General features: G+C 61.1%; 27 protein-coding genes. 14 read left to right on the plus strand and 13 right to left on the minus strand.

All coding sequences use genetic code 11. From position 1 onward, the window contains the following. Nucleotides 1–41 precede the first annotated feature (41 nt). Nucleotides 42–686 (plus strand): septation protein A, encoded by a 645-nt coding sequence (locus HFO71_RS15305; RefSeq protein WP_003543660.1) that lies wholly within the window; start codon nt 42–44, stop codon nt 684–686. Continuing rightward, the gene (locus tag HFO71_RS15310) at nt 683–1,270 is read left to right on the plus strand and encodes a DUF2585 domain-containing protein (protein ID WP_077977885.1); all 588 of its coding nucleotides are present in this window, start codon (nt 683–685) and stop codon (nt 1,268–1,270) included. The genes HFO71_RS15305 and HFO71_RS15310 overlap by 4 nt, the downstream gene beginning before the upstream one ends. Before the next feature lie 28 nt (nt 1,271–1,298). Here HFO71_RS15310 and HFO71_RS15315 read toward each other — a convergent pair whose 3' ends face one another. Genes HFO71_RS15315 through ccmA form a run of 5 tightly spaced genes read right to left on the minus strand, consistent with a single transcriptional unit; the run spans nt 1,299 to nt 4,255 of the window. After that, the gene (locus HFO71_RS15315; protein WP_077977884.1) at nt 1,299–1,907 is read right to left on the minus strand and encodes a DsbE family thiol:disulfide interchange protein; all 609 of its coding nucleotides are present in this window, start codon (nt 1,905–1,907) and stop codon (nt 1,299–1,301) included. Further along, complete coding sequence (ccmD, locus tag HFO71_RS15320; protein ID WP_131640839.1) at nt 1,904–2,083, minus strand: heme exporter protein CcmD; 180 nt, start codon at nt 2,081–2,083, stop codon at nt 1,904–1,906. The genes HFO71_RS15315 and ccmD overlap by 4 nt, the downstream gene beginning before the upstream one ends. A 2-nt stretch (nt 2,084–2,085) precedes the next feature. Further along, a complete protein-coding gene (locus tag HFO71_RS15325) occupies nt 2,086–2,847 on the minus strand; it encodes a heme ABC transporter permease (RefSeq protein WP_077977882.1) in 762 nt (253 codons plus the stop codon). Nucleotides 2,848–2,895: 48 nt separating this feature from the next. Further along, on the minus strand, nt 2,896–3,555 hold the full coding sequence (gene ccmB / locus HFO71_RS15330) for a heme exporter protein CcmB (protein WP_077977881.1): 660 nt from the start codon (nt 3,553–3,555) through the stop codon (nt 2,896–2,898). 52 nt (nt 3,556–3,607) lie between these two features. Then, nucleotides 3,608–4,255 (minus strand): heme ABC exporter ATP-binding protein CcmA, encoded by a 648-nt coding sequence (gene ccmA, locus HFO71_RS15335; protein WP_077977880.1) that lies wholly within the window; start codon nt 4,253–4,255, stop codon nt 3,608–3,610. A gap of 262 nt (nt 4,256–4,517) precedes the next feature. Here ccmA and acnA point away from each other — a divergent pair, with 262 nt between their 5' ends. The 3 genes from acnA to HFO71_RS15350 all read left to right on the plus strand — a co-directional run bounded on the left by acnA (nt 4,518) and on the right by HFO71_RS15350 (nt 8,970). Beyond that, nucleotides 4,518–7,208: an aconitate hydratase AcnA gene (acnA, locus tag HFO71_RS15340; RefSeq protein WP_131640838.1), complete on the plus strand. Its 2,691-nt coding sequence runs from the start codon at nt 4,518–4,520 to the stop codon at nt 7,206–7,208. A 236-nt stretch (nt 7,209–7,444) separates the two neighbouring features. Continuing rightward, nucleotides 7,445–8,185, plus strand: coding sequence for a DUF1223 domain-containing protein (locus HFO71_RS15345; protein ID WP_077977878.1), 741 nt, complete (start codon nt 7,445–7,447; stop codon nt 8,183–8,185). 383 nt (nt 8,186–8,568) lie between these two features. After that, on the plus strand, nt 8,569–8,970 hold the full coding sequence (locus HFO71_RS15350; protein ID WP_020052035.1) for a DUF2794 domain-containing protein: 402 nt from the start codon (nt 8,569–8,571) through the stop codon (nt 8,968–8,970). 6 nt (nt 8,971–8,976) lie between these two features. Here HFO71_RS15350 and HFO71_RS15355 read toward each other — a convergent pair whose 3' ends face one another. The 4 genes from HFO71_RS15355 to HFO71_RS15370 all read right to left on the minus strand — a co-directional run bounded on the left by HFO71_RS15355 (nt 8,977) and on the right by HFO71_RS15370 (nt 13,801). Then, nucleotides 8,977–9,534 (minus strand): GNAT family N-acetyltransferase, encoded by a 558-nt coding sequence (locus HFO71_RS15355; RefSeq protein ID WP_221977376.1) that lies wholly within the window; start codon nt 9,532–9,534, stop codon nt 8,977–8,979. A gap of 110 nt (nt 9,535–9,644) precedes the next feature. Next, on the minus strand, nt 9,645–10,373 hold the full coding sequence (locus tag HFO71_RS15360) for a Bax inhibitor-1/YccA family protein (RefSeq protein WP_077977876.1): 729 nt from the start codon (nt 10,371–10,373) through the stop codon (nt 9,645–9,647). A 180-nt stretch (nt 10,374–10,553) separates the two neighbouring features. Next, nucleotides 10,554–13,097, minus strand: coding sequence for an ABC transporter permease (locus HFO71_RS15365; protein WP_077977875.1), 2,544 nt, complete (start codon nt 13,095–13,097; stop codon nt 10,554–10,556). Then, the gene (locus tag HFO71_RS15370) at nt 13,094–13,801 is read right to left on the minus strand and encodes an ABC transporter ATP-binding protein (RefSeq protein ID WP_026265496.1); all 708 of its coding nucleotides are present in this window, start codon (nt 13,799–13,801) and stop codon (nt 13,094–13,096) included. Before HFO71_RS15370 ends, HFO71_RS15365 begins: the two co-directional genes overlap by 4 nt. Before the next feature lie 73 nt (nt 13,802–13,874). Between HFO71_RS15370 and HFO71_RS15375 the strand changes: the two genes are divergently transcribed. Together HFO71_RS15375 and thpR are read left to right on the plus strand one after the other, a co-directional pair. Continuing rightward, complete coding sequence (locus HFO71_RS15375) at nt 13,875–14,519, plus strand: arylesterase (RefSeq protein ID WP_077977874.1); 645 nt, start codon at nt 13,875–13,877, stop codon at nt 14,517–14,519. Nucleotides 14,520–14,587: 68 nt separating this feature from the next. After that, entirely contained in the window at nt 14,588–15,181 is a 594-nt protein-coding gene (gene thpR, locus HFO71_RS15380; RefSeq protein ID WP_026158922.1) for an RNA 2',3'-cyclic phosphodiesterase, read from the plus strand. Here thpR and HFO71_RS15385 read toward each other — a convergent pair. Continuing rightward, nucleotides 15,088–15,588 (minus strand): low molecular weight protein-tyrosine-phosphatase, encoded by a 501-nt coding sequence (locus tag HFO71_RS15385; RefSeq protein WP_077977873.1) that lies wholly within the window; start codon nt 15,586–15,588, stop codon nt 15,088–15,090. The two genes, thpR and HFO71_RS15385, sit on opposite strands and share 94 nt — an antisense overlap. Before the next feature lie 33 nt (nt 15,589–15,621). On the opposite strand from HFO71_RS15385, the gene HFO71_RS15390 reads away from it, so the two are divergent. Together HFO71_RS15390 and HFO71_RS15395 are read left to right on the plus strand one after the other, a co-directional pair. Then, nucleotides 15,622–15,927, plus strand: a complete 306-nt coding sequence (locus tag HFO71_RS15390; RefSeq protein WP_077977872.1) for a 4a-hydroxytetrahydrobiopterin dehydratase — start codon at nt 15,622–15,624, stop codon at nt 15,925–15,927. Nucleotides 15,928–16,007: 80 nt separating this feature from the next. Further along, the gene (locus HFO71_RS15395; protein WP_077977871.1) at nt 16,008–16,400 is read left to right on the plus strand and encodes a YkvA family protein; all 393 of its coding nucleotides are present in this window, start codon (nt 16,008–16,010) and stop codon (nt 16,398–16,400) included. Between the two features lie 87 nt (nt 16,401–16,487). Here HFO71_RS15395 and HFO71_RS15400 read toward each other — a convergent pair whose 3' ends face one another. Further along, on the minus strand, nt 16,488–17,048 hold the full coding sequence (locus HFO71_RS15400; protein WP_077977870.1) for a sigma-70 family RNA polymerase sigma factor: 561 nt from the start codon (nt 17,046–17,048) through the stop codon (nt 16,488–16,490). A gap of 336 nt (nt 17,049–17,384) precedes the next feature. On the opposite strand from HFO71_RS15400, the gene HFO71_RS15405 reads away from it, so the two are divergent. Then, nucleotides 17,385–17,894, plus strand: coding sequence for an invasion associated locus B family protein (locus HFO71_RS15405; protein WP_011653884.1), 510 nt, complete (start codon nt 17,385–17,387; stop codon nt 17,892–17,894). An 81-nt stretch (nt 17,895–17,975) separates the two neighbouring features. Here HFO71_RS15405 and HFO71_RS15410 read toward each other — a convergent pair whose 3' ends face one another. Continuing rightward, nucleotides 17,976–18,164, minus strand: coding sequence for a hypothetical protein (locus HFO71_RS15410; RefSeq protein ID WP_131640837.1), 189 nt, complete (start codon nt 18,162–18,164; stop codon nt 17,976–17,978). Between the two features lie 83 nt (nt 18,165–18,247). On the opposite strand from HFO71_RS15410, the gene rlmN reads away from it, so the two are divergent. The 4 genes from rlmN (at nt 18,248) to HFO71_RS15430 (ending at nt 22,313) form a co-directional block, all read left to right on the plus strand. Continuing rightward, a complete protein-coding gene (gene rlmN / locus HFO71_RS15415) occupies nt 18,248–19,474 on the plus strand; it encodes a dual-specificity RNA methyltransferase RlmN (protein WP_077977869.1) in 1,227 nt (408 codons plus the stop codon). A gap of 93 nt (nt 19,475–19,567) precedes the next feature. After that, the gene (locus tag HFO71_RS15420) at nt 19,568–20,521 is read left to right on the plus strand and encodes an ABC transporter substrate-binding protein (RefSeq protein WP_077977868.1); all 954 of its coding nucleotides are present in this window, start codon (nt 19,568–19,570) and stop codon (nt 20,519–20,521) included. Between the two features lie 122 nt (nt 20,522–20,643). Continuing rightward, the gene (locus HFO71_RS15425) at nt 20,644–21,522 is read left to right on the plus strand and encodes an ABC transporter permease (RefSeq protein ID WP_017989717.1); all 879 of its coding nucleotides are present in this window, start codon (nt 20,644–20,646) and stop codon (nt 21,520–21,522) included. Next, nucleotides 21,519–22,313 carry an ABC transporter ATP-binding protein gene (locus HFO71_RS15430; RefSeq protein ID WP_077977867.1) on the plus strand — a complete coding sequence of 265 codons (795 nt, stop codon included), beginning with the start codon at nt 21,519–21,521 and terminating at the stop codon, nt 22,311–22,313. The genes HFO71_RS15425 and HFO71_RS15430 overlap by 4 nt, the downstream gene beginning before the upstream one ends. Before the next feature lie 48 nt (nt 22,314–22,361). On the opposite strand, the gene HFO71_RS15435 is transcribed toward HFO71_RS15430, so the two are convergent. Continuing rightward, nucleotides 22,362–22,727 (minus strand): hypothetical protein, encoded by a 366-nt coding sequence (locus tag HFO71_RS15435; RefSeq protein WP_077977866.1) that lies wholly within the window; start codon nt 22,725–22,727, stop codon nt 22,362–22,364. Nucleotides 22,728–22,960 lie beyond the last annotated feature (233 nt).

Here is a 22,960-nt window from a genome sequence, read left to right on the forward strand (position 1 = left end):
CGGCCGGAAACAGTTTCCAGGAAAACAGGTTTGAAGAACGCATGAGCACCGAAAGCGATATCACCCCGTCTGCTGCCGACCGGCATCATCCGCTGCTGAAACTGGCGCTGGAACTCGGGCCGCTGATGATCTTCTTCTTCGCCAATCTGCGCGGCCAGTGGCTGGTGGAAACTTTTCCCGCTCTTTCCGAATTGGGCGGACCGCTGTTCGTCGCGACCGGCCTCTTCATGGCGGCGACGATCATCTCGCTGATCGTTTCGAAGATCGTGCTCGGCCATCTGCCGATCATGCCTTTTGTATCAGGCATCGTCGTCGTCATCTTCGGCTCGCTGTCGATCTGGTTGCAGAACGAGACCTTCATCAAGATGAAGCCGACCATCGTCAACGCGCTCTTCGGGGTGGCGCTGCTCGGCGGGTTGGCCTTCGGCAAGTCGCTGCTCGGCTATGTCTTCAACGCCGCCTTCCAGCTCGATGCCGAGGGCTGGCGTAAGCTCACCATCCGCTGGGGCATCTTCTTTCTCTTCCTCGCCGTGCTGAACGAAGTCGTCTGGCGCAATTTTTCCGACGGTACCTGGGTCGCTTTCAAGGTCTGGGGCACGATGCCGATCACCATCATCTTCACGCTGGCGCAGATGCCGCTGGTGCTGAAACATAGCGTCAACCTGGAAACGGAAGGCGAGAAGTGAGCGCTGTCGACGTAGAATCTCGCGTAAGACACCAGAACTTCTGGTTTGTCGCCTGCCTTGCGGTGCTGATCATTCAGATCGCCGCCGAATATATGATGGGCCGCGTGCCGATCTGCGCCTGCGGCACTGTCAAACTGTGGGAGGGCGGGGTCAATACCAGCGGCAATTCGCAGCATCTGTCGGATTGGTACACGCCGTCGCACATTATCCACGGCTTCCTGTTTTACGGCCTCGCGCATCTCATCCTGCGCGGCAAGCCGTTGGCGGCAAGGCTGCTGCTGGCGCTCGTCATCGAATCCGGCTGGGAGCTGCTTGAAAATTCACCTCTCATCATCGACCGCTACCGCACGGCGACGATCGCGCTCGATTATTACGGCGACAGCATTCTGAATTCGGCGATGGACACCGTCTTCATGTGCGTCGGCTTCTTCTTCGCGCGGCGCGCACCGGTGGCGCTCACGGTTGCGATCGCCATCTTCTTCGAGATTTTCACCGGCTACATAATCCGCGACAACCTGACGCTGAATGTCGTGATGCTGATCTGGCCGGTGGAGGCGATCAAGGTCTGGCAGGGTGGGGTGTAGGGCTTCTTTGTCCTGATAAGACGCCTCATTAAGAGACCGGCTTGCCGAGCGCCTTTTCCATCGCTGGAAAAAGCCCTTCCTTCAGGCTGATATCGTCGAAGGGGCCGACGCGCTTGTAGAGGATCGTGCCGTCAGGCCCGACCAGGTAGCTTTCCGGAATGCCGTAGACACCCCAGTCGATCGCTGCCTTGCCGTTCGGATCGATGCCGATCGCCCGAAAGGGGTTGCCGAGCTCGCCGAGGAAACGCAGGGCATTGTCGTTCTGGTCCTTGTAATTGATGGCGACGATGTTCAGCCGTCCGTCTTTTGCCAGTTCTTTCAATAGCGGATGTTCGTCCCGGCAGGGGAGGCACCATGAGGCGAAGACGTTGACGAGGGTCAGCTTGCCCTTGATTGCGACATCGGTCAGCGCCGGCAGGTTGGCGCCGTCGAGCGGCGGCAGGTTCAGCGCCGGCGCCTTGGTGCCGATCAGGGCGGAGGGAATTTCGGCGATGTTCTTGCCATGGAAATCCTGGTCGTAGAGCATCTTTGCGGCCGTGGCCGCAATGCCGCCGAAGACGACGAGCGGCAGCAGCGCCAATGCGTAACGGCTCAGCCCGCGCGGCTTGGCGGCGGTGTTTTCCGGCGTGTCGTTCATTCGCCATCCCCCACACTGTCCTTGGGCCGCGCCGAACGACGGCGAATGCCGGCAGCCTCAAGGGCGGCGAGTTCCCTGCGGCGGGCGCGGCCATCGACCCAGGTCCAGGCCGTGACGGCGATCGTCACCAGGGCTGCAAAGCCATAGGAGGCGTAGACGTAGAAGGCTTGCGTCACGGCTATTCCTCCCGGCTCGCCATGCGAGCGGCAAGACGGCGCTGGGCGGCAATGCGGCGGCGCCAGATCTCGTTCCTCATCGCCATGATGTGCAGCGTGAAGAAGAGCAGGGTGAAGGCGATCGCCATGACGAGGAGCGGCCGCAGGAATTCCGGATCAATCGCCGGGCCGTCGAGGCGCAGCACGCTTGCCGACTGGTGCAGCGTATTCCACCACTCGACGGAGAATTTGATGATCGGGATGTTGACGAAGCCGACGAGGATGAGCACGGCGCTGACGCGCGCGGCCTTCGACGGATCGTCGATGGCACGGCCGAGCGCAATCAGCCCGAGATACATCAGGAAGAGAACGAAGACGGAGGTCAGCCGCGCATCCCAGACCCACCAGGTGCCCCACATCGGCTTGCCCCAGAGCGAGCCGGTGACGAGTGCAAGCAGGGTAAAGGCGGCGCCGAGCGGGGCTGCGGCCTTGGCGGAGACATCGGCCAGCGGATGGCGCCAGACCAGCGTACCGATCGCCGAGAGGCTCATAATCGTATAGCACATCATCGAAAGCCAGGCCGAGGGGACATGGACATACATGATGCGCACGGTCTCGCCCTGCTGGTAATCGCCTTCGGTGGCGAAGCTCAGATAGAGGCCGACCGCGAAACAGAGGGTGGTGATGCCAGCCAGCCACGGAACGGCGCGCGCCGCCAGCGCCAGAAACCGCGTCGGATTGGCGAGATCACTGAATTTGCTGATGGCAAGGCTCGTTTCGCTCATGTCCGCTTCCTTACCTTGATCCGGCTTTTCCCGCAATCGAATGGCCCATCAATCCGCTGTGTTTCGCAGCGCCAGGGCGGCGGCTGCCGGGCCGATGACCGCGAAGAAGAGTGTCAGCGCAATGAGGATCAGGAAGGGCGGCAGGAAGGGGGCAGGATTCTCGACTGCGGCATAGGTGGCGCTGACGCCGAAGATCAGCACCGGGATGGTCAGCGGCAGCACGAGGATCGAAACCAGCAGGCCGCCGCGGGGCAGCGCCACGGCAACGGCGGCACCCACGGCGCCGATGAAGGTGATGGCGGGCGAGCCGACCAGCAGCGTCAGCATGGTCGCGCCGATCGCCGTCTCGTCCATATTCATGAAGAGGCCGAGCAGCGGCGAGGCGATGACCAGCGGCAGGCTGGTGGCCGTCCAATGGGCGAAGCATTTGACCAGCACGGTGAGAACGAGCGGCGTTTCCTGCATCAGCATCAGGTCGAGCGATCCGTCATCGCGCTCGGCCTGGAACAGGCGGTCGAGGCCGAGAAGGGCGGCGAGCAGGGCGCCGATCCAGACGATGGCGGGGCCGATACGCGACAGCAGTTTGAGATCGGGACCGACGCCGAAGGGAATGACGGCGACGATGGTCAGGAAGAACAGCACGCCTATCAGCGCGCCGCCGCCAGCGAGAATCGAGAGCTTCAGGTCACGGAGGAAGAGGGCGGTCATGCGGGGCGGCTTTCTGCATGTGCGGTGGACGGGGTAGCTACGTCGAAAAGCATCACCCCCACACCCCCGCATCCACGCCGGCAAAGCCCGTCATCTTCAGTTCCTGCGCATTCCTCAACCCCAGCGGCTGATGCGTCGCCGCCAGCACGATGCCGCCCTTTTCCAGATGCGCTCCAATCAAATCGGCAAACAGCCGGTCGGCGCTGGTATCGAGGGCTGCGGTCGGTTCGTCGAGGATCCAGATCGGCCGGTGGGCGACGAGCAGTTTGGCGAAGGCTATCCGGCGCTGCTGGCCGGCGGAGAGATAACCGAAGGGAAGGTGGGTGATGCCGGAAAGACCGACGGCATCAGTGGCGTCCTCGACGGAAAGGCCGGCGGCGGAGCCTGCATTGCCGAGAAAGGCGCGCCAGAAATCGAGGTTTTCTGCAACCGTAAGTTCATTCTTCATCGCATTTCGATGGCCGAGGTAGTGGCTGACTTCCCCGGGGGGCCTGCCTTCCGGGCTCTCTTCGCCGTGAAATATGACAGTGCCTTTTTCTGGCCTGAGGAGGCCGGCGACGACACGCAATAAAGTGGACTTACCCGATCCATTTTTCCCCGTGAGGACAAGCGCCTCGCCGGCCGCCAAGTGAAAGGAAATGTTAACGAAAAGAAGATCTTCACCGCGCCTTGCAGCCAGATTTTCGGCGGTGAGATGCATGCGTCGGCTCTTTCTTGGTTTCGGCTAGCGGCGGGGTCAAAAAATGTCCGATTTTGACTGTGCTCGGGTATGGCAAGTTTTTAGGAAATTATCTATAAGACCTGCAACCACGCCAGCGGTCGGCGTGAATTTCATCCTTGCGCCGAACTTGGAGCGTCTGTTCCACGTGCGGACAGCGGAAATGGCCGTACCCGCATCCTGATGTGCATTAAGTGCATAGGCGTTCGCACGACTGTGTTGGCTATCAGAAACGGGGTATCTCGTGTCTAAATCTCTTGACAGTTTCAATTGTCGTTCCACGCTTTCCGTCAACGGGAAGGACTATGTCTATTACAGCCTGCCCAAGGCTGAGGCAAACGGTCTGGCCGGCGTGTCGAAGCTTCCCTATTCGATGAAGGTGCTGCTCGAAAACCTGCTGCGCTTCGAAGACGGCCAGTCGGTCACCAAGGAGCACATCCTGGCCGTTGCCGAATGGCTGAACAACAAGGGTGCGGTCGAAAACGAAATCGCCTATCGCCCGGCGCGCGTGCTGATGCAGGACTTCACCGGCGTTCCGGCCGTCGTCGATCTTGCCGCGATGCGCGACGCGATGGTGTCGCTCGGCGGCGATCCTGAGAAGATCAACCCGCTCGTTCCCGTCGATCTCGTCATCGACCACTCCGTCATCGTCGACGAATTCGGTACGCCGCAGGCTTTCGCCAGGAATGTGGAACTCGAATACCAGCGCAACGGCGAGCGCTACCGCTTCCTGAAGTGGGGCCAGCAGGCCTTCAAGAATTTCCGCGTCGTGCCTCCCGGCACCGGTATCTGTCATCAGGTCAATCTCGAATATCTCGGCCAGACCGTCTGGACCAAGGAAGAGGACGGCGAGACGATCGCCTATCCGGATACCTGCGTCGGCACCGACAGCCACACGACGATGATCAACGGTCTCGGCGTTCTCGGCTGGGGTGTGGGCGGTATCGAAGCGGAAGCTGCGATGCTCGGCCAGCCGGTCTCGATGCTGCTGCCCGAAGTCATCGGCTTCAAGCTGACCGGCAAGCTCAAGGAAGGCGTCACGGCGACCGACCTCGTTCTCACCGTCGTGCAGATGCTGCGCAAGAAGGGCGTCGTTTCGAAGTTCGTCGAATTTTTCGGTCCGGGCATGGACAACATGCCGCTCGCCGACCGCGCGACGATCGGCAACATGGGCCCGGAATATGGCGCCACCTGCGGCTTCTTCCCGGTCGACGGCGAAACCATCAACTACCTTACCATGTCCGGCCGCACACATGACCGGATCGCCCTCGTCGAAGCCTATTCGAAGGCGCAAGGGATGTGGCGCGAAGGCGACGGCTCCGAGCTCGTCTTCACCGATACGCTGGAACTCGATCTTAGCGACGTCGTGCCGTCGATGGCCGGCCCGAAGCGTCCGGAAGGCCGCATTTCGCTTGAGAACATCGCGACCGGTTTTGCCGGCTCCATGGATGCCGACTACAAGAAGCCCGGCCAGTTGAATAACCGCTATGCGGTTGAAGGCACCGACTTCGATCTCGGCCACGGCGACGTGGCGATCGCTGCCATCACGTCGTGCACCAACACTTCCAACCCGTCAGTGCTGATCGCCGCCGGCCTTCTTGCCCGCAACGCCGTTGCCAAGGGCCTGAAGACGAAGCCGTGGGTGAAGACCTCGCTGGCACCGGGAAGCCAAGTCGTCGGCGAATATCTCGCCAAGTCGGGCCTGCAGGCCGATCTCGACAAGCTTGGCTTCAACCTCGTCGGCTTCGGCTGCACCACCTGCATCGGCAATTCCGGCCCGCTGCCGGCGCCGATCTCGAAGACGATCAACGACAAGGGCCTTATCGTTTCCGGCGTTCTCTCCGGCAACCGTAACTTCGAAGGCCGCATCTCGCCCGACGTGCAGGCGAACTACCTCGCATCTCCGCCGCTCGTCGTCGCTTATGCGCTTGCCGGTACGGTGCAGATGGATCTGACCAAGGAGCCGATCGGCGAGGACCAGAGCGGCAATCCTGTTTATCTCAAGGACATCTGGCCGACTTCGAAGGAAGTCCAGGAATTCATCCTGAAATATGTGACCCGCGAACTCTACGAAAGCAAATATGCCGACGTCTTCAAGGGTGACGTCAACTGGCAGGCCGTCCAGGTCCCGCCGGGTCAGACCTATGCCTGGGACGATGATTCGACCTATGTGCAGAACCCGCCCTACTTCGTCGGCATGGGCAAAAAGGGGACCGGCGTCTCCGACATCAAGGGCGCCCGCGTCCTTGGCCTGTTCGGTGACAAGATCACCACCGACCACATCTCGCCGGCCGGTTCGATCAAAGCGGCTTCGCCGGCCGGCGCCTACCTCATCGGCCATGACGTCGCCGTTGCCGACTTCAACCAGTACGGCACGCGCCGCGGCAACCATGAAGTGATGATGCGCGGCACCTTCGCCAATATCCGCATCCGCAACCACATGCTCGGCCCAAATGGCAAGGAAGGTGGCTACACCATCCATTACCCGTCGAAGGAAGAGACCTCGATCTACGACGCGGCGATGCAGTACAAGCAGGAAAGCGTGCCGCTCGTCATCTTCGCCGGTGTCGAATACGGCAACGGCTCCTCGCGCGACTGGGCTGCCAAGGGCACCAACCTGCTCGGCGTCAAGGCAGTGATCGCTCAGTCCTTCGAGCGCATCCATCGTTCGAACCTGGTCGGCATGGGCATCATCCCCTTCGTCTTCGAAGAGGGCACGACCTGGCAGAGCCTCGGCCTCAAGGGCGATGAACTCGTCACCATCGAAGGCCTGGAAAAGATCAAGCCGCGCGAGAAGAAGATCGCCAGGATCACCTATGGCGACGGCGCCGTGAAGGAGGTTCCGCTGCTGTCGCGCGTCGATACGCTCGACGAGGTGATCTACCTCAACAATGGCGGCATCCTGCAGACGGTTCTGCGCGATCTCGCTGCCTGATTTTTAAGAGACTTGTTTGATAATAGCCGCCGGAGAGCAATCTCCGGCGGCTTTTCTTTGGTGCGACGGTAGTATTTGGACGGGCTCACGATGATTTGTTTTGCGCAAGTTCCTGTCGAGCTTCGTCTCACCCGTTCGTGACTTTTCGTTTGGACCCGGAAGGATTATTCGTACGTTCATATGTCAGGGCCGCCGGTTCAAACATGCCGTCGGCGCTGAAAAAGAGGTGCAGGTGAATGTCCCCCCGTTTTTTGATTCCGCTAATCGCCGGCGTTGTTCTCTCGGGCCCGCTGCAGGCCGAAGACGGCACGCCGAAAGGTGTCGTCGAACTCTTCACGTCGCAGGGCTGCTCCTCCTGTCCTCCCGCTGATGCCGCTTTTCGCAAGCTGGTGAACCAGGGCGATGTCATCGCGCTCGCCTATCATGTCGATTACTGGAACTATCTCGGCTGGGCCGATACGTTGAGCTCCAAGGAAAATACCGAGCGGCAGTATGGTTATGCCAAGACGATGGGCCGCAGCAACGTCTACACGCCGCAAGCCATCGTCAACGGACGCGACCATTTGGCCGGCGCCGATCTGAATGGCATCAACAGCAAGATCGATACCTATAGCAGCGAGGGCAATGGGCTGACCGTTCCAATCAGCGCCGCGATGCGGGGCGACGAGCTGGAGATCAAGATCGGCGCGGGACAGGGCAAAGCCAATGTCGTGATGGTCTATTTCGATAAGGAAAAGACGATCGACGTCGAAAAAGGCGAGAACAGCGGCAAGAAGATTTCTTATCTGCACAGCGTCACCAATGTCGAAACCGTCGGCATGTGGGACGGCAAGGCAACCAGTCTGACGCTGCCTGCCAGCGTCCTGCAGCGGCCGCAGCTCGAGGGCTGCGCCATACTGCTGCAATCGGCGACCGCAGACGGCGATCCGGCTGCGATCCTTGGCGCGACCGTAGTGATGGCTGGTAAAAATATCTGACACTTCGTCCGGTTACGGACGAAGTTCCGGGCGGCCCGGCCGAGCGTATTCGGGGCTGGGGTTAAGGTCGATACGCTCCGCCGGGCCCTTTGGCGCGCTGGCGCCAAACCGGAATTCATAAATCTCCTGCAAATGAGGCGCTGTTTTGACTGAAATGCGGCGCTGCGGAGAAAGCGTTGACCTGTCCTGCGCATCATGCTTTCTGAAAATCGAACTCAGCTTTCGGAAGGCATGAAGCACTGACTCAAAGTGCTACAGCGTCCTTGGGCGAGAGACGTGCGGTGTTGTCGTGCGGCTGAATGTGACGGCTGGCACTCTTGCAATTTGCGGTGGCTCGGGCAAACTGTCACCCTCCTGTCACAAGCGGAGGCCTCGGGAGACTGATGACAGATCAGCCGGATTTGCGACACGGCGAAAGCCGATCCGTCGACAATAGTTCCTCAGTCGTCGTCGATCTCAGGGAATACAAACAAAGCAAGGACCCGCTTCCGGTGACCTTCCACCGGCGCGAACTGGACGCGATCCTCTGGATCTACGGCCGGATGGTCGGTGATGGTGAATGGCGCGACTACGCCATCGATCACCTGAAGGACAGGGCCGTCTTTTCCGTTTTCAAGCGTTCCGGCGAAATGCCGCTCTTCCGCATCGAGAAAAACCCGAAGCTTGCCGCCAAGCAGGGCGCCTATTCCGTAATCAGCGTCAACGGCACGATCCTGAAGCGCGGTCACGAGCTGAACCAAGTGCTGAAGGTCTTCGACAAGGCCCTGAAGCTCGTCGACAAATAAGCCATATCAGCCGTTAAACAGCACGCCGGGATAGGTCGACGGGTCCGGATCGGTGCTCATGCCTTCGCCAAGCGCGCGCTGCATGAACATCGTATCCAGCCAGCGGCCGTGTTTGTAGCCGGTGCCCTTCATCAGTCCGACCTCCTCGAAGCCGGCCGTGCGATGGAGCGCGATCGATGCGGGGCTGGCGCCGCCGATGACGGCCGCCATCTGCCGAAAGCCGAGGGTGGTGCAGCGGATGACCAGTTCGGCGAGCAGCGCCTTGCCGATGCCGCGGCCACGGGCTTCAGGCGCCAGATAGATCGAATCCTCGACCAGCCAGCGATAGGCAGGACGCGTGCGGAAGGCCGAGGCATAGGCGTAGCCGAGGAGAGTCCCGTCCGCGCCGATGGCTGCGATATAGGGATATTGCTGGCCGACGATCGCCGAAAAACGCAGTGCCATCTCGGCCTCGGAGGGCGGGACGATCTCATAGCTCGCTGCGCCGTTCAGGACCGATTCGCGATAGATATCCGCAATGGCGGGAATATCGGCATTCGAAGCATCGCGCAGGAGGAAGGACATTTCAGCAGCAGATCCATAAAGGCGGCAAGGGCTTTCTAAAACCATTCCATGAAAGCCTGCGCAACAAAAAAGGCGGCCGAAGCCGCCTTTTCGATCCCAGTCTGCCCTGCTTATTTACGGTTGCCCATGAACTGCAGCAGGAACATGAAGAGGTTGATGAAGTCGAGATAGAGCGTCAGCGCACCCATGATCGCCTTGCGGCCGGCGACGGCGACGTCATCGGCTTCCAGGTACAGTTCCTTGATCCGCTGCGTATCGTAGGCGGTGAGGCCTGCGAAGATCAGCACGCCGAGTACCGAGATCGCGAACTGCACGGCGGACGAGGCCAGGAAGATGTTGACCAGCGAAGCGATGATCAGGCCGAAAAGACCCATCATCAGGAACGAGCCCATCGCCGACAAGTCACGCTTCGTCGTGTAGCCGTAAAGCGACAGCGCGCCGAAGGAGGCGGCGGTGACGAAGAAGGTCTGAACGACGCTCTGGCCCGTGTAGATCAGGAAGATCGACGAGAGCGACAGGCCGACGAGCGCGGCGTAGACCGCAAAGGTCGTCTGCGCGGCGGCCACCGTCATGCTATGGATCCGGAAGCTCAGGAAGAACACCAGAGCCAGCGGCGCCAGAATGACCACCCACTTCAGTGGGCTCACATAGATCGCCTGACCGAAAGCGGTCAGCTCACCATTGGCGAAGGCGAATTGGAACGACAGATATGCGGCCACGCCGGTGATCGCCAGACCCAGCGCCATCAGGTTGTAAACCTTGAGCATATAAGCGCGCAGGCCTTGATCAATCATCTCGCCGGTCTGAGCGCGGCTTTGATAGTTACGAAGATCAGCCATAGTTTCCTCTTACAAGCTCCGATGGAAATACGGTGTCGGGGTTTTCGACCCGGGCGCCGCTGCGGAGCTCCAGCATGCCTGCGGATAATATGAGGCTTTCGCCCTTTGCAAACAAGAGGCTTGCATAGGCTCGCTCGGTTAAATCGCCGTAAGGTGAAGGGTTTGGGTGCCGCTGCCCGGTCAAAGCTCGCGCAAGACGGGGGCTGCCTTCTGTCCGAGGATGCGCCAGGTGCCGATGAGGCCGATGCCGACGGTCAGGACGAGCGCGGTAACAAGCGTCAGTCCCGCCACGTCGGGCAGAAAGGCCGAGGGCAGACGCATGATGCGGGCGACGATGAACCAAGCGGCGGCGCTGCCGGCGATCAGCGCGAAGATCGCAGTCGCGAGGCCGAGGATCAGATATTCGTAGCTGAAGGCGCGGATCAGCATGGCGCGCGTGGCACCGAGCGTCTTCAGCACCACCGCGTCGTGGGTGCGCGCCCGGTTTCCGGCGGCAAGCGCGCCGGCAAGGACGAGGATCGAGGCGATCAGGGCGACCGAGGCCGCAGCGCGGATTGCGGTCGCCAGCTGTGCGACCAGCTGGTTGACGATATCGATCGCGTCCTTGACGCGCACACTGGTGATCGTCGGATAGGTGTTGGTGACCGATTTCAGGATCGCCGCATCTTCGGCCGGTGTCGAGGAGGGATCGGTCAGCGTCGCCAGCCACGCATGCGGGGCGCCGCGGAAGGTATTCGGCGAGAAAACCATGACGAAATTGATCGACAGCGATTCCCACTCGACGCGGCGCAGATTGGCGATCTTCGCCGTGATGTTGCGGCCGAGCACGTTGACGGTCACCTTATCGCCGAGCTTGAGGCCGAGTTCATGCGCCTCTTCCGAGGAGAAGGAGACGAGCGGCTCGCCGCTGTAATCCTTGTCCCACCATTTGCCTTCGGTGAGGGCGGCGTTCTCCGGCAGGGTTTCGGCATAGGTGATGCCGCGATCGCCGTTCAGCACCCAGCGGCCGGCCGCCGGCACGTTCATCTTGGTGACGTCCTCGCCGTTGAAGGCGATGATCCGGCCGCGCAGCATCGGCACTTCGACGAGTTTGCCCTTCGGCGCCTGGCCTTGGACGAGATCGCGGAAGGCGCCGACCTCGACGCTCTGGATATCGACGAAGAAGAAGTTCGGCGCACCCTCGTTCATGCGGCCGGTCAGCTGCTGGCGCAGGTTCCCGTCGATCAGGGTCAGCGTCACCAGCAATGCCAGGCCAAGGCCGAGCGAGAGCACGACTGAGGGCGTCAGTGCGCCGGGACGATGGATGTTGCCGATCGCAAGCCGCAATGCCGGCGAATTGACGCGTGGGCTGCGGCGCGCGAGCCAGGCGATCAGCGCGGCGACCAGGCGCAGGACGACGAAGGCGAAGACGATCGCCCCGACGAAGACGACGGCGATAAAGCGGTCATAGGCGGTGAGAATGGCAAGCCCGGCAAGGCCGGCCATGAACAGCGCGGCAAGCAGGATGTAGGGCCAGGAGGGCAAGTGGCGGGCTTCGAAGCCCTGCTCGCGGAAGAGTGCCGTCGCCGGCACTTCGCGGGCGTGACCGAGCGGCAGGATGGCGAAGGCGAGCGTCGTCAGGATGCCGAAGAGCGTGGCGAGCAGCAGCGCGCCGGGATAGAGGGTCGGCGCCGTCGAGACAGGCAGGAACTGCGCCAGGAACTGCGCGGCAAGCATCGGTGACAGGGCGCCGATCACGAGGCCGATCAGGATGCCGCCGAGAGCGATGATGGCGATCTGGAAGAGATAGATCAGAACGACGACCTGCGCCGGCGCGCCGAGACATTTGAAGGTGGCGATGGTGGTGCGCTTGGAATCGAGGAAGGCGCGCACGGCATTGGCGACGCCGACGCCACCGACGATCAGCGCTGTGAGGCCGACCAGCGTCAGGAACTGCGAGAAGCGGGTGATGTTTTCGGTGAGCGAGGGCGCGGCGCGGTCGCTTGTGCGGATCGCCCAGCCGGCGGAGGGGAACTCCTTGGAGGCGCGTGCCTGGATGCCCGACATCGAGCCCTTGTCGTCCAGCCGGATCTTATAGGCGTGTTCGACCAGGCTTCCGGTCTGGATCAGCCCGGAGGCTTGGAGCGCCTGGCGGCTGACGAGCAGACGAGGCGCAAAGCCGAAACCTTCCGACAGTGCATCCGGCTCGGTTTTCACCGTACCGGTGATGCTGAGCTTGACGTTGCCGAGCAGCAATTCGTCGCCGATCGCAAGCCCGAGCCGATCGAGAAGGAGGGGGGCTGCGACCGCACCATAGGTGCCGCCTTGGCCCGAAAGCAGTGCTGCAAGCGGATAGTCCGGCTCGGCGACGAACTTGCCGTAGAGCGGGTAGGCGTCGTCGACGGCCTTGACCTCTACCAGCGCCTGATCGGAACCGTCAGGTTTGCGCGCCATCGAGCGCAGCCCTGTCGACAGCGAAACGCTGCCGAGGCCTTCGAGGAAACCTATTTCCTGAGGCGTGGCTTCCCGGTTATTGAGTTCGAAGCGGACGTCGCCGGCCAGCAGTTCCTGTCCCTGCGAGGCGATCGTGTCGGTGATCGACTGCGAAACGGAATTGACGGCGGCAATCGCGCCGGTGCCGAGCGCGATGCAGGCAAGGAAGATGTAGAAGCCGCGGATGCCGCCGCGCAGCTCGCGCAGCGCCAGTCGAAAAGCCAACGAAACGCGTGGCGTGATGATCCTCATGCGATCGCCGCTTCACTGCGGCGGGCGGCGCTGTCGCCTTCGATCCGGCCGGAGCGGACGCGAATCTGGCGCGAGCACCGGTTTGCGAGCGAGACGTCATGGGTGACGAGAAGCAGGGTCGTGCCGCGTTCAGCCTGCTTGGAGAACAGAAGATCGGCGATCTGGCGGCCGGTCTCGGTGTCGAGATTGCCGGTCGGCTCATCGGCGATCAGCAGGGCCGGCGATGGGGCGAGCGCCCTGGCGATCGCCACGCGCTGCTGTTCACCGCCGGAAAGCTGACCGGGATAGTGGTTCAGCCGTTCGCCGAGGCCGACCGATTTCAGCTCGCGATGAGCGATCTCGAAGGCGTTGCCGACATTGGCGAGTTCGAGCGGCACGGCGACGTTTTCCAGCGCCGTCATGTTGGCGATCAAGTGGAAGGACTGGAAGACGATGCCGATGTTGCGGCCGCGGAAATCGGCGACCTGGTCCTCGCTGAGACTATGGAGCGGCGTGTCATTGATGTTGATTTCACCGCTGTCGAGTTTCTCCAGCCCGGCAAGCACCATCAGCAAGGTGGATTTGCCGGAACCGGAAGGGCCGACGATGCCGACGGATTCGCCGGCAGCGATATCGAGATCGATGCCCTTCAGCACATGGACGGAAGCGGCTGCGCTGCCAAGGGTCAGATCGGCGCTCTTCAACTCGATAATGGTTTTTGCCAACAGGAATCGCCCTATATAAAGTTCGTAATCGAATGGCCGCATGACAGCACTTCGCCAATCTAGGGAAGACACGATGAGATTTAAAGTTGCCGCCCTTCAATTCACCGTCATCGCCGTCTCGCTGATCTTTGCCACTGCAGCCGATGCCCGGACGATCAATCTCGTCGGTTTTGGGGACAGTTTGATGGCGGGCTATCAGCTGCCGCCCGGCGACGGCTTTCCCGAAAAGCTGCAGGCGGCCCTGAAGGCGAAGGGCCTCGACGTCACTATCGCCAATGCCGGGGTTTCCGGAGACACGACGACAGGGGGTCTTGCGCGCATCGACTGGTCGGTACCCGACGGCACCGATGGGGTCATTCTGGAGCTTGGCGCCAATGATGCGTTGCGCGGTATTCCGCCGGAGGAGAGCGAGAAGAATCTCGACCAGATGATTATCCGGCTGAAGGAACGCGGCATTGCCGTACTGCTCGCCGGCATGATGGCGCCGCCGAACATGGGGTCGGATTATGCCGGACGATTCAACCCGATCTATCAGCAACTCTCGGAAAAACATGGGCTTCCACTCTATGCTTTCTTCCTCGACGGCGTTGCGCTGGAGGCGGGGTTGAAGCTCGACGACGGCATGCATCCGAATGCGAGAGGGGTCGACGTCATGGTCGAAAAGATGGAGCCTGCTGTCACAAATTTCGTCGAAGCGATTTCTTCTGTGAAGAATTAGGGGCTTGCGCGGTTGTTGATTGCATGATTCCGTGTGAGCACCTGCAAAAGATTCGGGGAGTGCTCGTGATGCCGAGACTGTTTACCGCCCTCGAAATTCCGCGCAATGCGGCGATGAGTCTTTCATTGCTGCGCGGTGGCCTCCCCGGAGCACGATGGATCGATGTGGAGAATTACCACATCACTCTGCGCTTCATCGGTGATGTCGACGGCCGGACGGCCGATGAAATCGTTGAACGCCTCGACCGCATCGACCGGCCGGAATTCCAGTTCCGGCTGGAAGGCATCGGTTCCTTCGGCTCGAAGAAACCGCATTCGGTCTGGGCCGGCGTCTCGCAATCGCCTGAGATGTATGCCCTGCAGGGCGAGATCGAGCGCATCTGCCAGCGCATCGGCCTGCCGCCGGATCCCCGCAAATTCATGCCGCATGTGACGCTGGCGCGGCTCAAATCTTCGCGGCTCGACGATGTCGTGCAATATCTGGCGGGACGCGGCAACTTCCACACCGCAACCTTCACCGCACCGCGCTTCGTGCTGCTTTCGTCGCGCGAATCGGTCGGCGGCGGGCCTTACCTCACCGAGGAAGTATTCCCGCTGCACGAGGTGCGCTCGGCGCCCAGCGTTTCGAGCAGCCTGCAGCAGCCGGTCAAGAGCCTGGTGTAGACCAGCTCGAAACCTTCAGGGACGCCATAATAGGGATCGGGGATATCCTCTCCGGTTCCCAGCGCGATATCACCAAACAGACGGATATTCGCCCCAGGCAGTGCGCTCTCTTCGAGTGCGGCCAGATTGTCGCGGTCCATGGCAAGGATCAGATCGAAATCCCTAAAGTCACTCGACCTGATGCGCCGGGCGCGCTGTCCCGATATGTCGATGCCGTGGCTTGTCGCGGTGGCGATCGAACGCCGGTCTGGCGGCTCGCCCTCATGCCAGCCGCCGGTGCCGGCGGAATCGATCGCATAATCGCGGGTCAAGCCTGCCTCGGCCACGAGATGGCCAAAAATTCCCTGCGCGAGTGGAGAACGGCATATATTGCCCATGCAAACGAAGAGGATGCTGATGCGTTTCATCGGTAACCTGTCGACAGAGAAGAGGAGCATGGCATGAAAATGGAAAGACTGGAACGGACGGCGGTTGAGGCTGAGCTGACCGAGCTTTCGGGCTGGGCGCTCAATGATGCGGGCTCTTCGATATCGAAGACGTACAAGTTCGCAAATTTCGTCGAGGCTTTCGGCTTCATGACGGAGGCTGCGCTTGCGGCCGAGAAGCTCAACCATCATCCCGAATGGTTCAATGTCTATTCCAAGGTGGATGTGACGCTGAACACGCATGATGCCGGCGGACTGACGGAGTTGGATTTCAAGCTCGCCAAAGCCATGGAGAAGGCTGCGGCGCGCCGTGTTGTTTGAAAGCTGGGCCGATTGAAAGGGGCCGATTGAAAGACTGGGCGCCGTCACCATATGTTCGCTTGGACGAAAGGGATGCAGGGATGGACGAGGTCAAATTCGGGGAAATCCTGTTGCCGGGCGACGAGGATACCCAAAGTCGGCGCGAGAAAACCGTCAGGCAGAAATTCTGGCCGACGTTTCGGCGGGCGGTGCGGCAGATCCCGTTCTCGCGCGATGTGGTCGCCGGTTTCTATTGCGCGCTCGATCCGAAGACGCCGACGAAGGTGCGCGGCGTGTTGCTTGCAGCACTCGCCTATTTCGTCATGCCGGTCGATATGATCCCGGATATTTTCGCCGTCATCGGCTTTTCCGATGACATCGCCGTGCTTTCGGCGGCCTTCGCCATGGTGCGCGGTCACATCCGGCCGGGCCACTACGAAGCAGCCGACCGCGTTCTCGCCGATCGACCGGAAGAAGCGATGAAGACGATTTAACGCGTGTCCCGTCCAACCGGGATGCGACAGCTTGTTTCATGCGTGTCGTCATCCCCAAAGCGCTGCTTCCTCTTGGGCAACATTGCATCAGGCGATTTCGCGTTCCAGCACCTTGCGAAGCTTGCCGAAGGCAAGCCGGATACGCGATTTTATCGTGCCGAGCGGGAGACCGGTCGCTTCGGCGATCTCCGAATGCGATTGACCGAGGAAGAAGGCGGCGCGCAGCATGTCGCGCTGTTCCTCCGGCAATTGGCCGACGGCGGCGCGTATCTTGGCGTCGCGATCGTCATTGGCGATGATTTCTTCCGCGCCGATATCGGCCGGCGGCTGCAGGGCCGGATCGGTCTCGTCGAAGATGCGGGTGTTGGCGCGCCGCTGCATGTCGATGCGGCGGTTGCGGGCAATGCGGAAAAGCCAGGTCGAGAGGGAAGATCGCGTGGCATCGTAAAGCTCTGCCTTGTGCCAGAGCACGATCATGATCTCCTGGACCAGTTCCTCGGCCTCGCCTGATGTCATCCTCTGGCGCATCAGCCAGGCCTTCAGGCGGGGTGCGAAATAGTCGAACAGGATGGAAAAGGCCTGCTGGTCGCGATCGTCCGCGACGGCCTTGGCGAGGGCAGCGAAACGCTGTCTTTCCTCGGCATCCATATCCCCTCACCAGCCCCCTGCGACAATAATTTCGTCCCGGATTTCCAAGTCTTACTGAGGTACAACGGATTTGGGAAAGGTCAAACTCTTGCCTGAATCTTTGTGTCTTAAATTCAGCCGAACGGAGGGCCAGTGCCATTGGGGCAGGGTGTCGCGGCCGATACCGTCAAAGGAACGAAAATTGGCACCCGAGCTGAAACGACACAGGCACATACAAATCGCAGCTATTGTTGACCATTTGGTAACCTGAATTAAGTCAAAATAAAGCAGATGGTGATTATGCGGCGCCCGCTATGATCGCTTCGGGCCTTGAATCGCAAGAACCGGCAGGAATCCATGTTTGTAAAAAGTATCGTATCCGCTCTCGCACTCACCCTTGTTATGGCCGGAGTTGCGACAGCGCAGCAGGCCGCGCCGAACCGCATCCAGCAGTTCCAGGCATGGGGCGCCTACTCCTACAAGTCGGGCAACAGCACCGTCTGCTACGTGCTGTCCGTTCCGACGGCAAAGCAGCCGGCAAGCGTCGACCACGGCGACAATTTCTTCATCGTCTCCCAGCGCCCGGGCCAGAACATCTCCTACGAGCCGCAGGCGATGATGGGCTACACGGTCAAGGAAAGTTCGAAGATCAACGTCGTCATCGACAACAAGACCTTCGTAATGTTCACCAAGGACAAGGCCGGCTGGGTCGAGAACGCGGCGCAGGAGCCGGCCCTCGTCGCCGCGATGAAAACCGGTCATTCGATGACGGTCAACGCCGTTTCGCGCAAGGGTACCGGCACCTCCTACAGCTATTCGCTCTCGGGTATCTCGGCTGCGCTGAAGCAGATCGAAACCTGCAAGTAAGCGGTCCTTTAGGCCGAAGAATTTCATGGGCCGGCCTTGCGCCGGCCCATGCCGTTTCCATCTAAAGCGCGTCGCGATCTTTCAGATACGCTCCTCGCGCTTTAGGTCTTTGTTTTTACGCATGTCGTTACGTAAAACCGCTGCACACTTTTGCGCGACATGCTTGATGGTGACGCGCGGGCAAAATGATGCTAAAGCCGGCGCCAACAGCGGACAGATCGCGATTTCAGTCGCCGTTCCGCCATTCAATTTCTGCCGATGTGCTGTCATGCGCCCACAGGTCTTCCGGCTTACCGCTGAAGCCCGCGGGGTTGCGAGGAGCAGCCACATGTTTGAATTCGGGATGAATGCCTATGTCCGTCATGGATGCGATCGTTGTCACTAAGCCGCAGGCGCGCACGTCCGCCAGCCTCGAGAAGCCGTCCCTGATCGGCCTGTCGCGCGAGGAGATGGGGGCGGCACTCCGGGAAAAGGGTGTGGCCGAGAAGCAGATCAAGATGCGCGTCTCGCAGCTCTGGAACTGGATCTATGTGCGCGGGGTCTCCGACTTCGACCATATGACGAATGTCGCCAAGGACATGCGCGAGATGCTGAAGCAGCATTTCACCATCGAACGTCCCGAGATCGTCGAGGAGCAGGTCTCCAACGACGGCACGCGCAAATGGCTGCTGCGCTTTCCCGCCCGCGGTGCCGGGCGTCCCGTCGAGATCGAGGCCGTCTACATTCCGGAAGAGGGCCGCGGCACGCTCTGTATATCGAGCCAGGTCGGTTGCACGCTCACCTGTTCCTTCTGTCATACCGGGACGCAGCGTCTGGTGCGCAACCTGACGGCGGAGGAAATTCTTTCGCAGCTGCTGCTTGCCCGCGACCGGCTTGGGGATTTCCCAGACCGTGAAGCGCCGCAGGGTACGATCATGCCGGCCGAGGGCCGCAAGGTCAGCAACATCGTCATGATGGGCATGGGCGAGCCGCTTTATAACTTCGATGCCGTCAAACAGGCATTGCTGATCGCCACGGATGGTGACGGCCTGTCGCTGTCCAGGCGCCGCGTGACGCTGTCCACCTCCGGCGTCGTGCCGGAGATCTTCCGCACCGGCGAGGAAATCGGCGTCATGCTGGCGATTTCGCTGCATGCGGTACGCGACGATCTGCGCGACATTCTGGTGCCGATCAACAAGAAGTACCCACTGAAGGAGCTGATCGAAGCCTGCCGGACCTATCCGGGCCTTTCCAACGCGCGGCGCATCACCTTCGAATATGTGATGCTGAAGGATGTCAACGACAGCCTGGAAGACGCCAAGGGGCTGATCAAGCTCCTGAAGGGCGTGCCGGCAAAGATCAACCTCATCCCCTTCAATCCCTGGCCCGGCACCAATTATCAGTGTTCCGACTGGGAGCAGATCGAGAAGTTCGCCGATTTCATCAATTCGGCAGGTTATGCCTCGCCGATCCGTACGCCGCGCGGCCGCGACATCCTTGCCGCCTGCGGCCAGCTGAAGTCGGAATCGGAACGCATGCGCAAGACCGAACGCCTGGCCTTCGAGGCGATGATGATCGCCAATCACGGCGCCGACGACTGATCAGCAAGTTTGATCCTCGCTACAATTCTCCGCGATTGATTTCAGGGGGCGCTTTTCCTAAAAGTGCCCCCAAAATCATTCAGGAGGATCCCCATGCGCCCGATTTTACTCGCTCTTGCCGCCAGTTTGGCCCTTTCCCTGCCCGCGAAGGCTGATGACGTCACCGTCGCCGTGACGGCGATCGTCGAACATCCGGCGCTGGATGCGGCGCGCAAGGGTGTTCTGGATGCGCTGACGGCGGCCGGCTATAAAGAGGGCGAAAACCTGAAGTTCGTGTTCGAATCGGCGCAGGGCAATCCGGCGACGGCAGCCCAGATCGCCCGCCAGTTTGCCGGCGACGAGCCCAATGTCATCGTGCCGATCTCGACGCCATCAGCCCAGGCCGTCGTTTCCTCGACGCGCGACATTCCTGTCGTCTTCACGGCCGTGTCCGATCCGCTCGGCGCCCAACTCGTCAAGAACATGGACAAGCCAGGCGGTAACGTCACCGGCCTCTCCGATATGTCGCCGGTCGCCGAGCACCTTGCGCTGATCAAGGAAATCCTGCCCGATTTGAAAACCATCGGCTATCTCTACAACTCCGGCGAGGCGAATTCCGTTTCGCTGCTCGCCGTGTTGAAGGCTGAAGCCGAAAAGGCTGGCCTGAAGGTGGTCGAATCGGCCGCCACCAAATCGGCCGAGGTTCAGGGTGCGGCGCGTGCGCTCGTCGGCCGCGCCGATGCGATCTACATTCCAACCGACAACACCATCATCTCGGCGCTTGAAGGCGCTGTCGCGGTTGCCGAGGAGAGCAAGCTGCCGCTCTTTACCGCCGATACGGATTCGGTTTCGCGCGGTTCGATCGCCGCCCTCGGCTTCAACTATTATGATGTCGGCAAGCAGACCGGCGACATCGTCGTGCGTGTGCTAAAGGGCGAGAACCCGGGCGACATCGCGGTCAAGACTGCCGCCGGCAGCGACCTCGTCGTCAACAAGGCGGCGGCCGAGAAAATGGGGGTCACGCTGCCGCAGAGCGTGCTTTCCCGCGCTAACAAAGTCATCGAATAGTTGGCCGGCACTTCTAGCTCCTTCATCGTATTCAGCCGCTCTCGTTTGCACGGGAGCGGTTGTTTGTATTAAAAGGCTGCGTTTCGCGACGGGCGGAACGGACAAAAAAGGGGCTGAAAGCCTTGAGCCAAATCGCATTCTGGGGGGCCGTCGAGCTCGGCCTGGTCTATTCCTTCGTCGCCCTTGGGGTCTATCTCGCCTTTCGAGTTCTCGACTTTCCCGACCTGACGGTCGACGGCTCCTTTCCGCTTGGCGCGGCGGTGACGGCCGTGCTGATCATTGCCGGCGTCAATGCCTGGCTTGCGGCGCTGATCGCCATGGCGGCGGGTGCCGCCGCGGGCATGGTGACGGCGCTGCTCAACGTGCGCTTCAAGATCCTCAATCTGCTTGCCTCGATCCTGACGATGATCGCGCTGTTTTCCGTCAATCTGCGCGTAATGGGCAAACCCAATGTCGCCCTCATCAATGCCGACACGATGATCAGCCCGTTCTTCGGCCATGGCCTTCGCGATTTCTACGTGCGGCCGCTCTTCGTCGGTGTTCTGGTCGTCATCGCGCTCATCCTGGTCTGGCGTTTCCTGGAAAGCGATGCCGGGCTGGCAATGCGGGCTACCGGCGCCAATGCAAGGATGGCGCGGGCGCAGGGCGTCGATACCAGCCGGCAGATCTATCTCGGCATGGCGATCTCCAACGCGCTGGTGGCGCTCGGCGGCGCACTGTTTGCCCAGACGAACGGCTTTGCCGATGTTACCTCGGGCGTCGGCACGATCGTCGTCGGTCTGGCTGCCGTCATCATCGGCGAGACGCTGCTCGGGCGCCGCGGTCTGCTGATCGCGCTTGTTGGATGCGTGCTCGGCTCGATCCTCTATCGCATCGCCATCCAGCTGGCGCTTTCGAGCGACGTCATCGGCCTGCAGGCGTCCGACCTCAATTTCGTCACGGCCGTGCTGGTAACCGTGGCGCTCATCCTTCCCCGTTTGCGCGGAGGTGCCGCGTCGTGATCAACCTCAAGAACATCAAGGTCGTTTTCGGGCGCGGCACGCCGCTGCAGAAGCAGGCGCTCTCGGGTGTCAGCCTGACGATCGAGGAAGGCTCCTTCGTTACCGTCATCGGCTCGAACGGCGCCGGCAAATCGACGCTGCTCGGCGTGCTCGCCGGCGATGTGCTGGCAAGCGAAGGACAGGTGCTAATCGGCAGTGCCGACGTCACCCGCAAGACGACGGCGGCGCGGGCCGGGCTCGTTGCCCGTGTCTTCCAGGACCCGCTGACCGGAAGCTGCGGCGCCTTGTCGATCGAGGAAAACCTGGCGCTTGCGGCGCGACGCGGCAAACGGCGCGGGCTTGTTTCGGCGCTTGGCGCGAAACGGCGCGACCATTTTCGCGAGAGGATCGCCGAACTCAATCTCGGGCTGGAGAACCGCATGAAGGACCGCATGGACCTGCTCTCCGGCGGCCAGCGCCAAGCCGTCTCGCTCGTCATGGCGACGCTGGCGGGCTCGGAAGTGCTGCTGCTCGACGAACATACGGCGGCGCTTGACCCCGGCATGGCGGAATTCATCATGGGCCTGACCCAGAAGATCGTTTCCGAGCGCAAGCTGACGACGCTGATGGTGACGCATTCAATGCGCCAGGCGCTCGATTATGGCCACCGGACCGTGATGCTGCATGGCGGCGAGATCGTGCTCGATGTCGCCGGCGACAGCCGCAGGACATTGCAGGTCGAGGATCTGATTGCAATGTTCCGCAAGATGCGCGGCCAGACGCTGGATGACGATGCGCTGCTGATCGGTTAGCGGGCAGCCGATCGTTTCACGACTCCTCAGAGGCCAGGGGGACCGTCATCAAGAGCAGACTTCCACCAGCACGCGATGGCCGTACTGGTTGAGCCATTCCGGCTGGCACTGTTCCGGGTCATAGTCGTCATCGCCGAAGAACAGACGATTCCTATCATGGAAGGCGAAACGGCCGTCGCGGTGTCCGCCAAAATGGCCGGCTCCGCCGAAATGATGCGCTCCGAAGCCGCGATCGGCGAAATTGCTGCCGCCCATATGCGCACCACCGCCGAAGTGGCCGCCGTTACGCGAGAAGCCGCCACCGCCATGGCCTTCGCCGCCGTGCGCTAAGGCAGGTGTTGTCGCTGTCAGGGACGTGGCGGCAAACGTCAGCGCAACAACTCCTGCTGTTATGATATTGCGGAACGTAATCATTGACTTATCCTTTCAAGGCAGCTCTTCGTGAGCCGTAAAGGATATGTGGGCGGAGAAGGTGGCGTGGCCTAGCCACAATTGCCGACTTACGATCATATGTTGATCACAAGTGATCGCGCGAAAGGCATGGAATAATTTTGGAAGACGACGAAATTCGCGGTCACTGCCTGCTCCGGCGTGGCGTCTCGCGAATATTGGTGCAGCTGGCGGCGGATCGTTTCACGACCGCGGGC

This window comes from Rhizobium laguerreae, assembly GCF_019778565.1.
GTDB lineage: Bacteria > Pseudomonadota > Alphaproteobacteria > Rhizobiales > Rhizobiaceae > Rhizobium > Rhizobium laguerreae.

What these genes read in the sequence shown, in the direction of transcription:
- HFO71_RS15305 (WP_003543660.1), top strand. Translation starts at nt 42, where the DNA reads ATGAGCACCGAAAGCGATATCACCCCGTCTGCTGCCGACCGGCATCAT.
- HFO71_RS15315 (WP_077977884.1), bottom strand. Translation starts at nt 1,907, where the DNA reads ATGAACGACACGCCGGAAAACACCGCCGCCAAGCCGCGCGGGCTGAGC.
- HFO71_RS15325 (WP_077977882.1), bottom strand. Translation starts at nt 2,847, where the DNA reads ATGAGCGAAACGAGCCTTGCCATCAGCAAATTCAGTGATCTCGCCAAT.
- ccmB (WP_077977881.1), bottom strand. Translation starts at nt 3,555, where the DNA reads ATGACCGCCCTCTTCCTCCGTGACCTGAAGCTCTCGATTCTCGCTGGC.
- ccmA (WP_077977880.1), bottom strand. Translation starts at nt 4,255, where the DNA reads ATGCATCTCACCGCCGAAAATCTGGCTGCAAGGCGCGGTGAAGATCTT.
- HFO71_RS15345 (WP_077977878.1), top strand. Translation starts at nt 7,445, where the DNA reads ATGTCCCCCCGTTTTTTGATTCCGCTAATCGCCGGCGTTGTTCTCTCG.
- HFO71_RS15350 (WP_020052035.1), top strand. Translation starts at nt 8,569, where the DNA reads ATGACAGATCAGCCGGATTTGCGACACGGCGAAAGCCGATCCGTCGAC.
- HFO71_RS15355 (WP_221977376.1), bottom strand. Translation starts at nt 9,534, where the DNA reads ATGTCCTTCCTCCTGCGCGATGCTTCGAATGCCGATATTCCCGCCATT.
- HFO71_RS15360 (WP_077977876.1), bottom strand. Translation starts at nt 10,373, where the DNA reads ATGGCTGATCTTCGTAACTATCAAAGCCGCGCTCAGACCGGCGAGATG.
- HFO71_RS15365 (WP_077977875.1), bottom strand. Translation starts at nt 13,097, where the DNA reads ATGAGGATCATCACGCCACGCGTTTCGTTGGCTTTTCGACTGGCGCTG.
- HFO71_RS15375 (WP_077977874.1), top strand. Translation starts at nt 13,875, where the DNA reads ATGAGATTTAAAGTTGCCGCCCTTCAATTCACCGTCATCGCCGTCTCG.
- thpR (WP_026158922.1), top strand. Translation starts at nt 14,588, where the DNA reads ATGCCGAGACTGTTTACCGCCCTCGAAATTCCGCGCAATGCGGCGATG.
- HFO71_RS15385 (WP_077977873.1), bottom strand. Translation starts at nt 15,588, where the DNA reads ATGAAACGCATCAGCATCCTCTTCGTTTGCATGGGCAATATATGCCGT.
- HFO71_RS15390 (WP_077977872.1), top strand. Translation starts at nt 15,622, where the DNA reads ATGAAAATGGAAAGACTGGAACGGACGGCGGTTGAGGCTGAGCTGACC.
- HFO71_RS15395 (WP_077977871.1), top strand. Translation starts at nt 16,008, where the DNA reads ATGGACGAGGTCAAATTCGGGGAAATCCTGTTGCCGGGCGACGAGGAT.
- HFO71_RS15400 (WP_077977870.1), bottom strand. Translation starts at nt 17,048, where the DNA reads ATGGATGCCGAGGAAAGACAGCGTTTCGCTGCCCTCGCCAAGGCCGTC.
- HFO71_RS15405 (WP_011653884.1), top strand. Translation starts at nt 17,385, where the DNA reads ATGTTTGTAAAAAGTATCGTATCCGCTCTCGCACTCACCCTTGTTATG.
- HFO71_RS15410 (WP_131640837.1), bottom strand. Translation starts at nt 18,164, where the DNA reads ATGACAGCACATCGGCAGAAATTGAATGGCGGAACGGCGACTGAAATC.
- rlmN (WP_077977869.1), top strand. Translation starts at nt 18,248, where the DNA reads ATGTCCGTCATGGATGCGATCGTTGTCACTAAGCCGCAGGCGCGCACG.
- HFO71_RS15420 (WP_077977868.1), top strand. Translation starts at nt 19,568, where the DNA reads ATGCGCCCGATTTTACTCGCTCTTGCCGCCAGTTTGGCCCTTTCCCTG.
- HFO71_RS15435 (WP_077977866.1), bottom strand. Translation starts at nt 22,727, where the DNA reads ATGATTACGTTCCGCAATATCATAACAGCAGGAGTTGTTGCGCTGACG.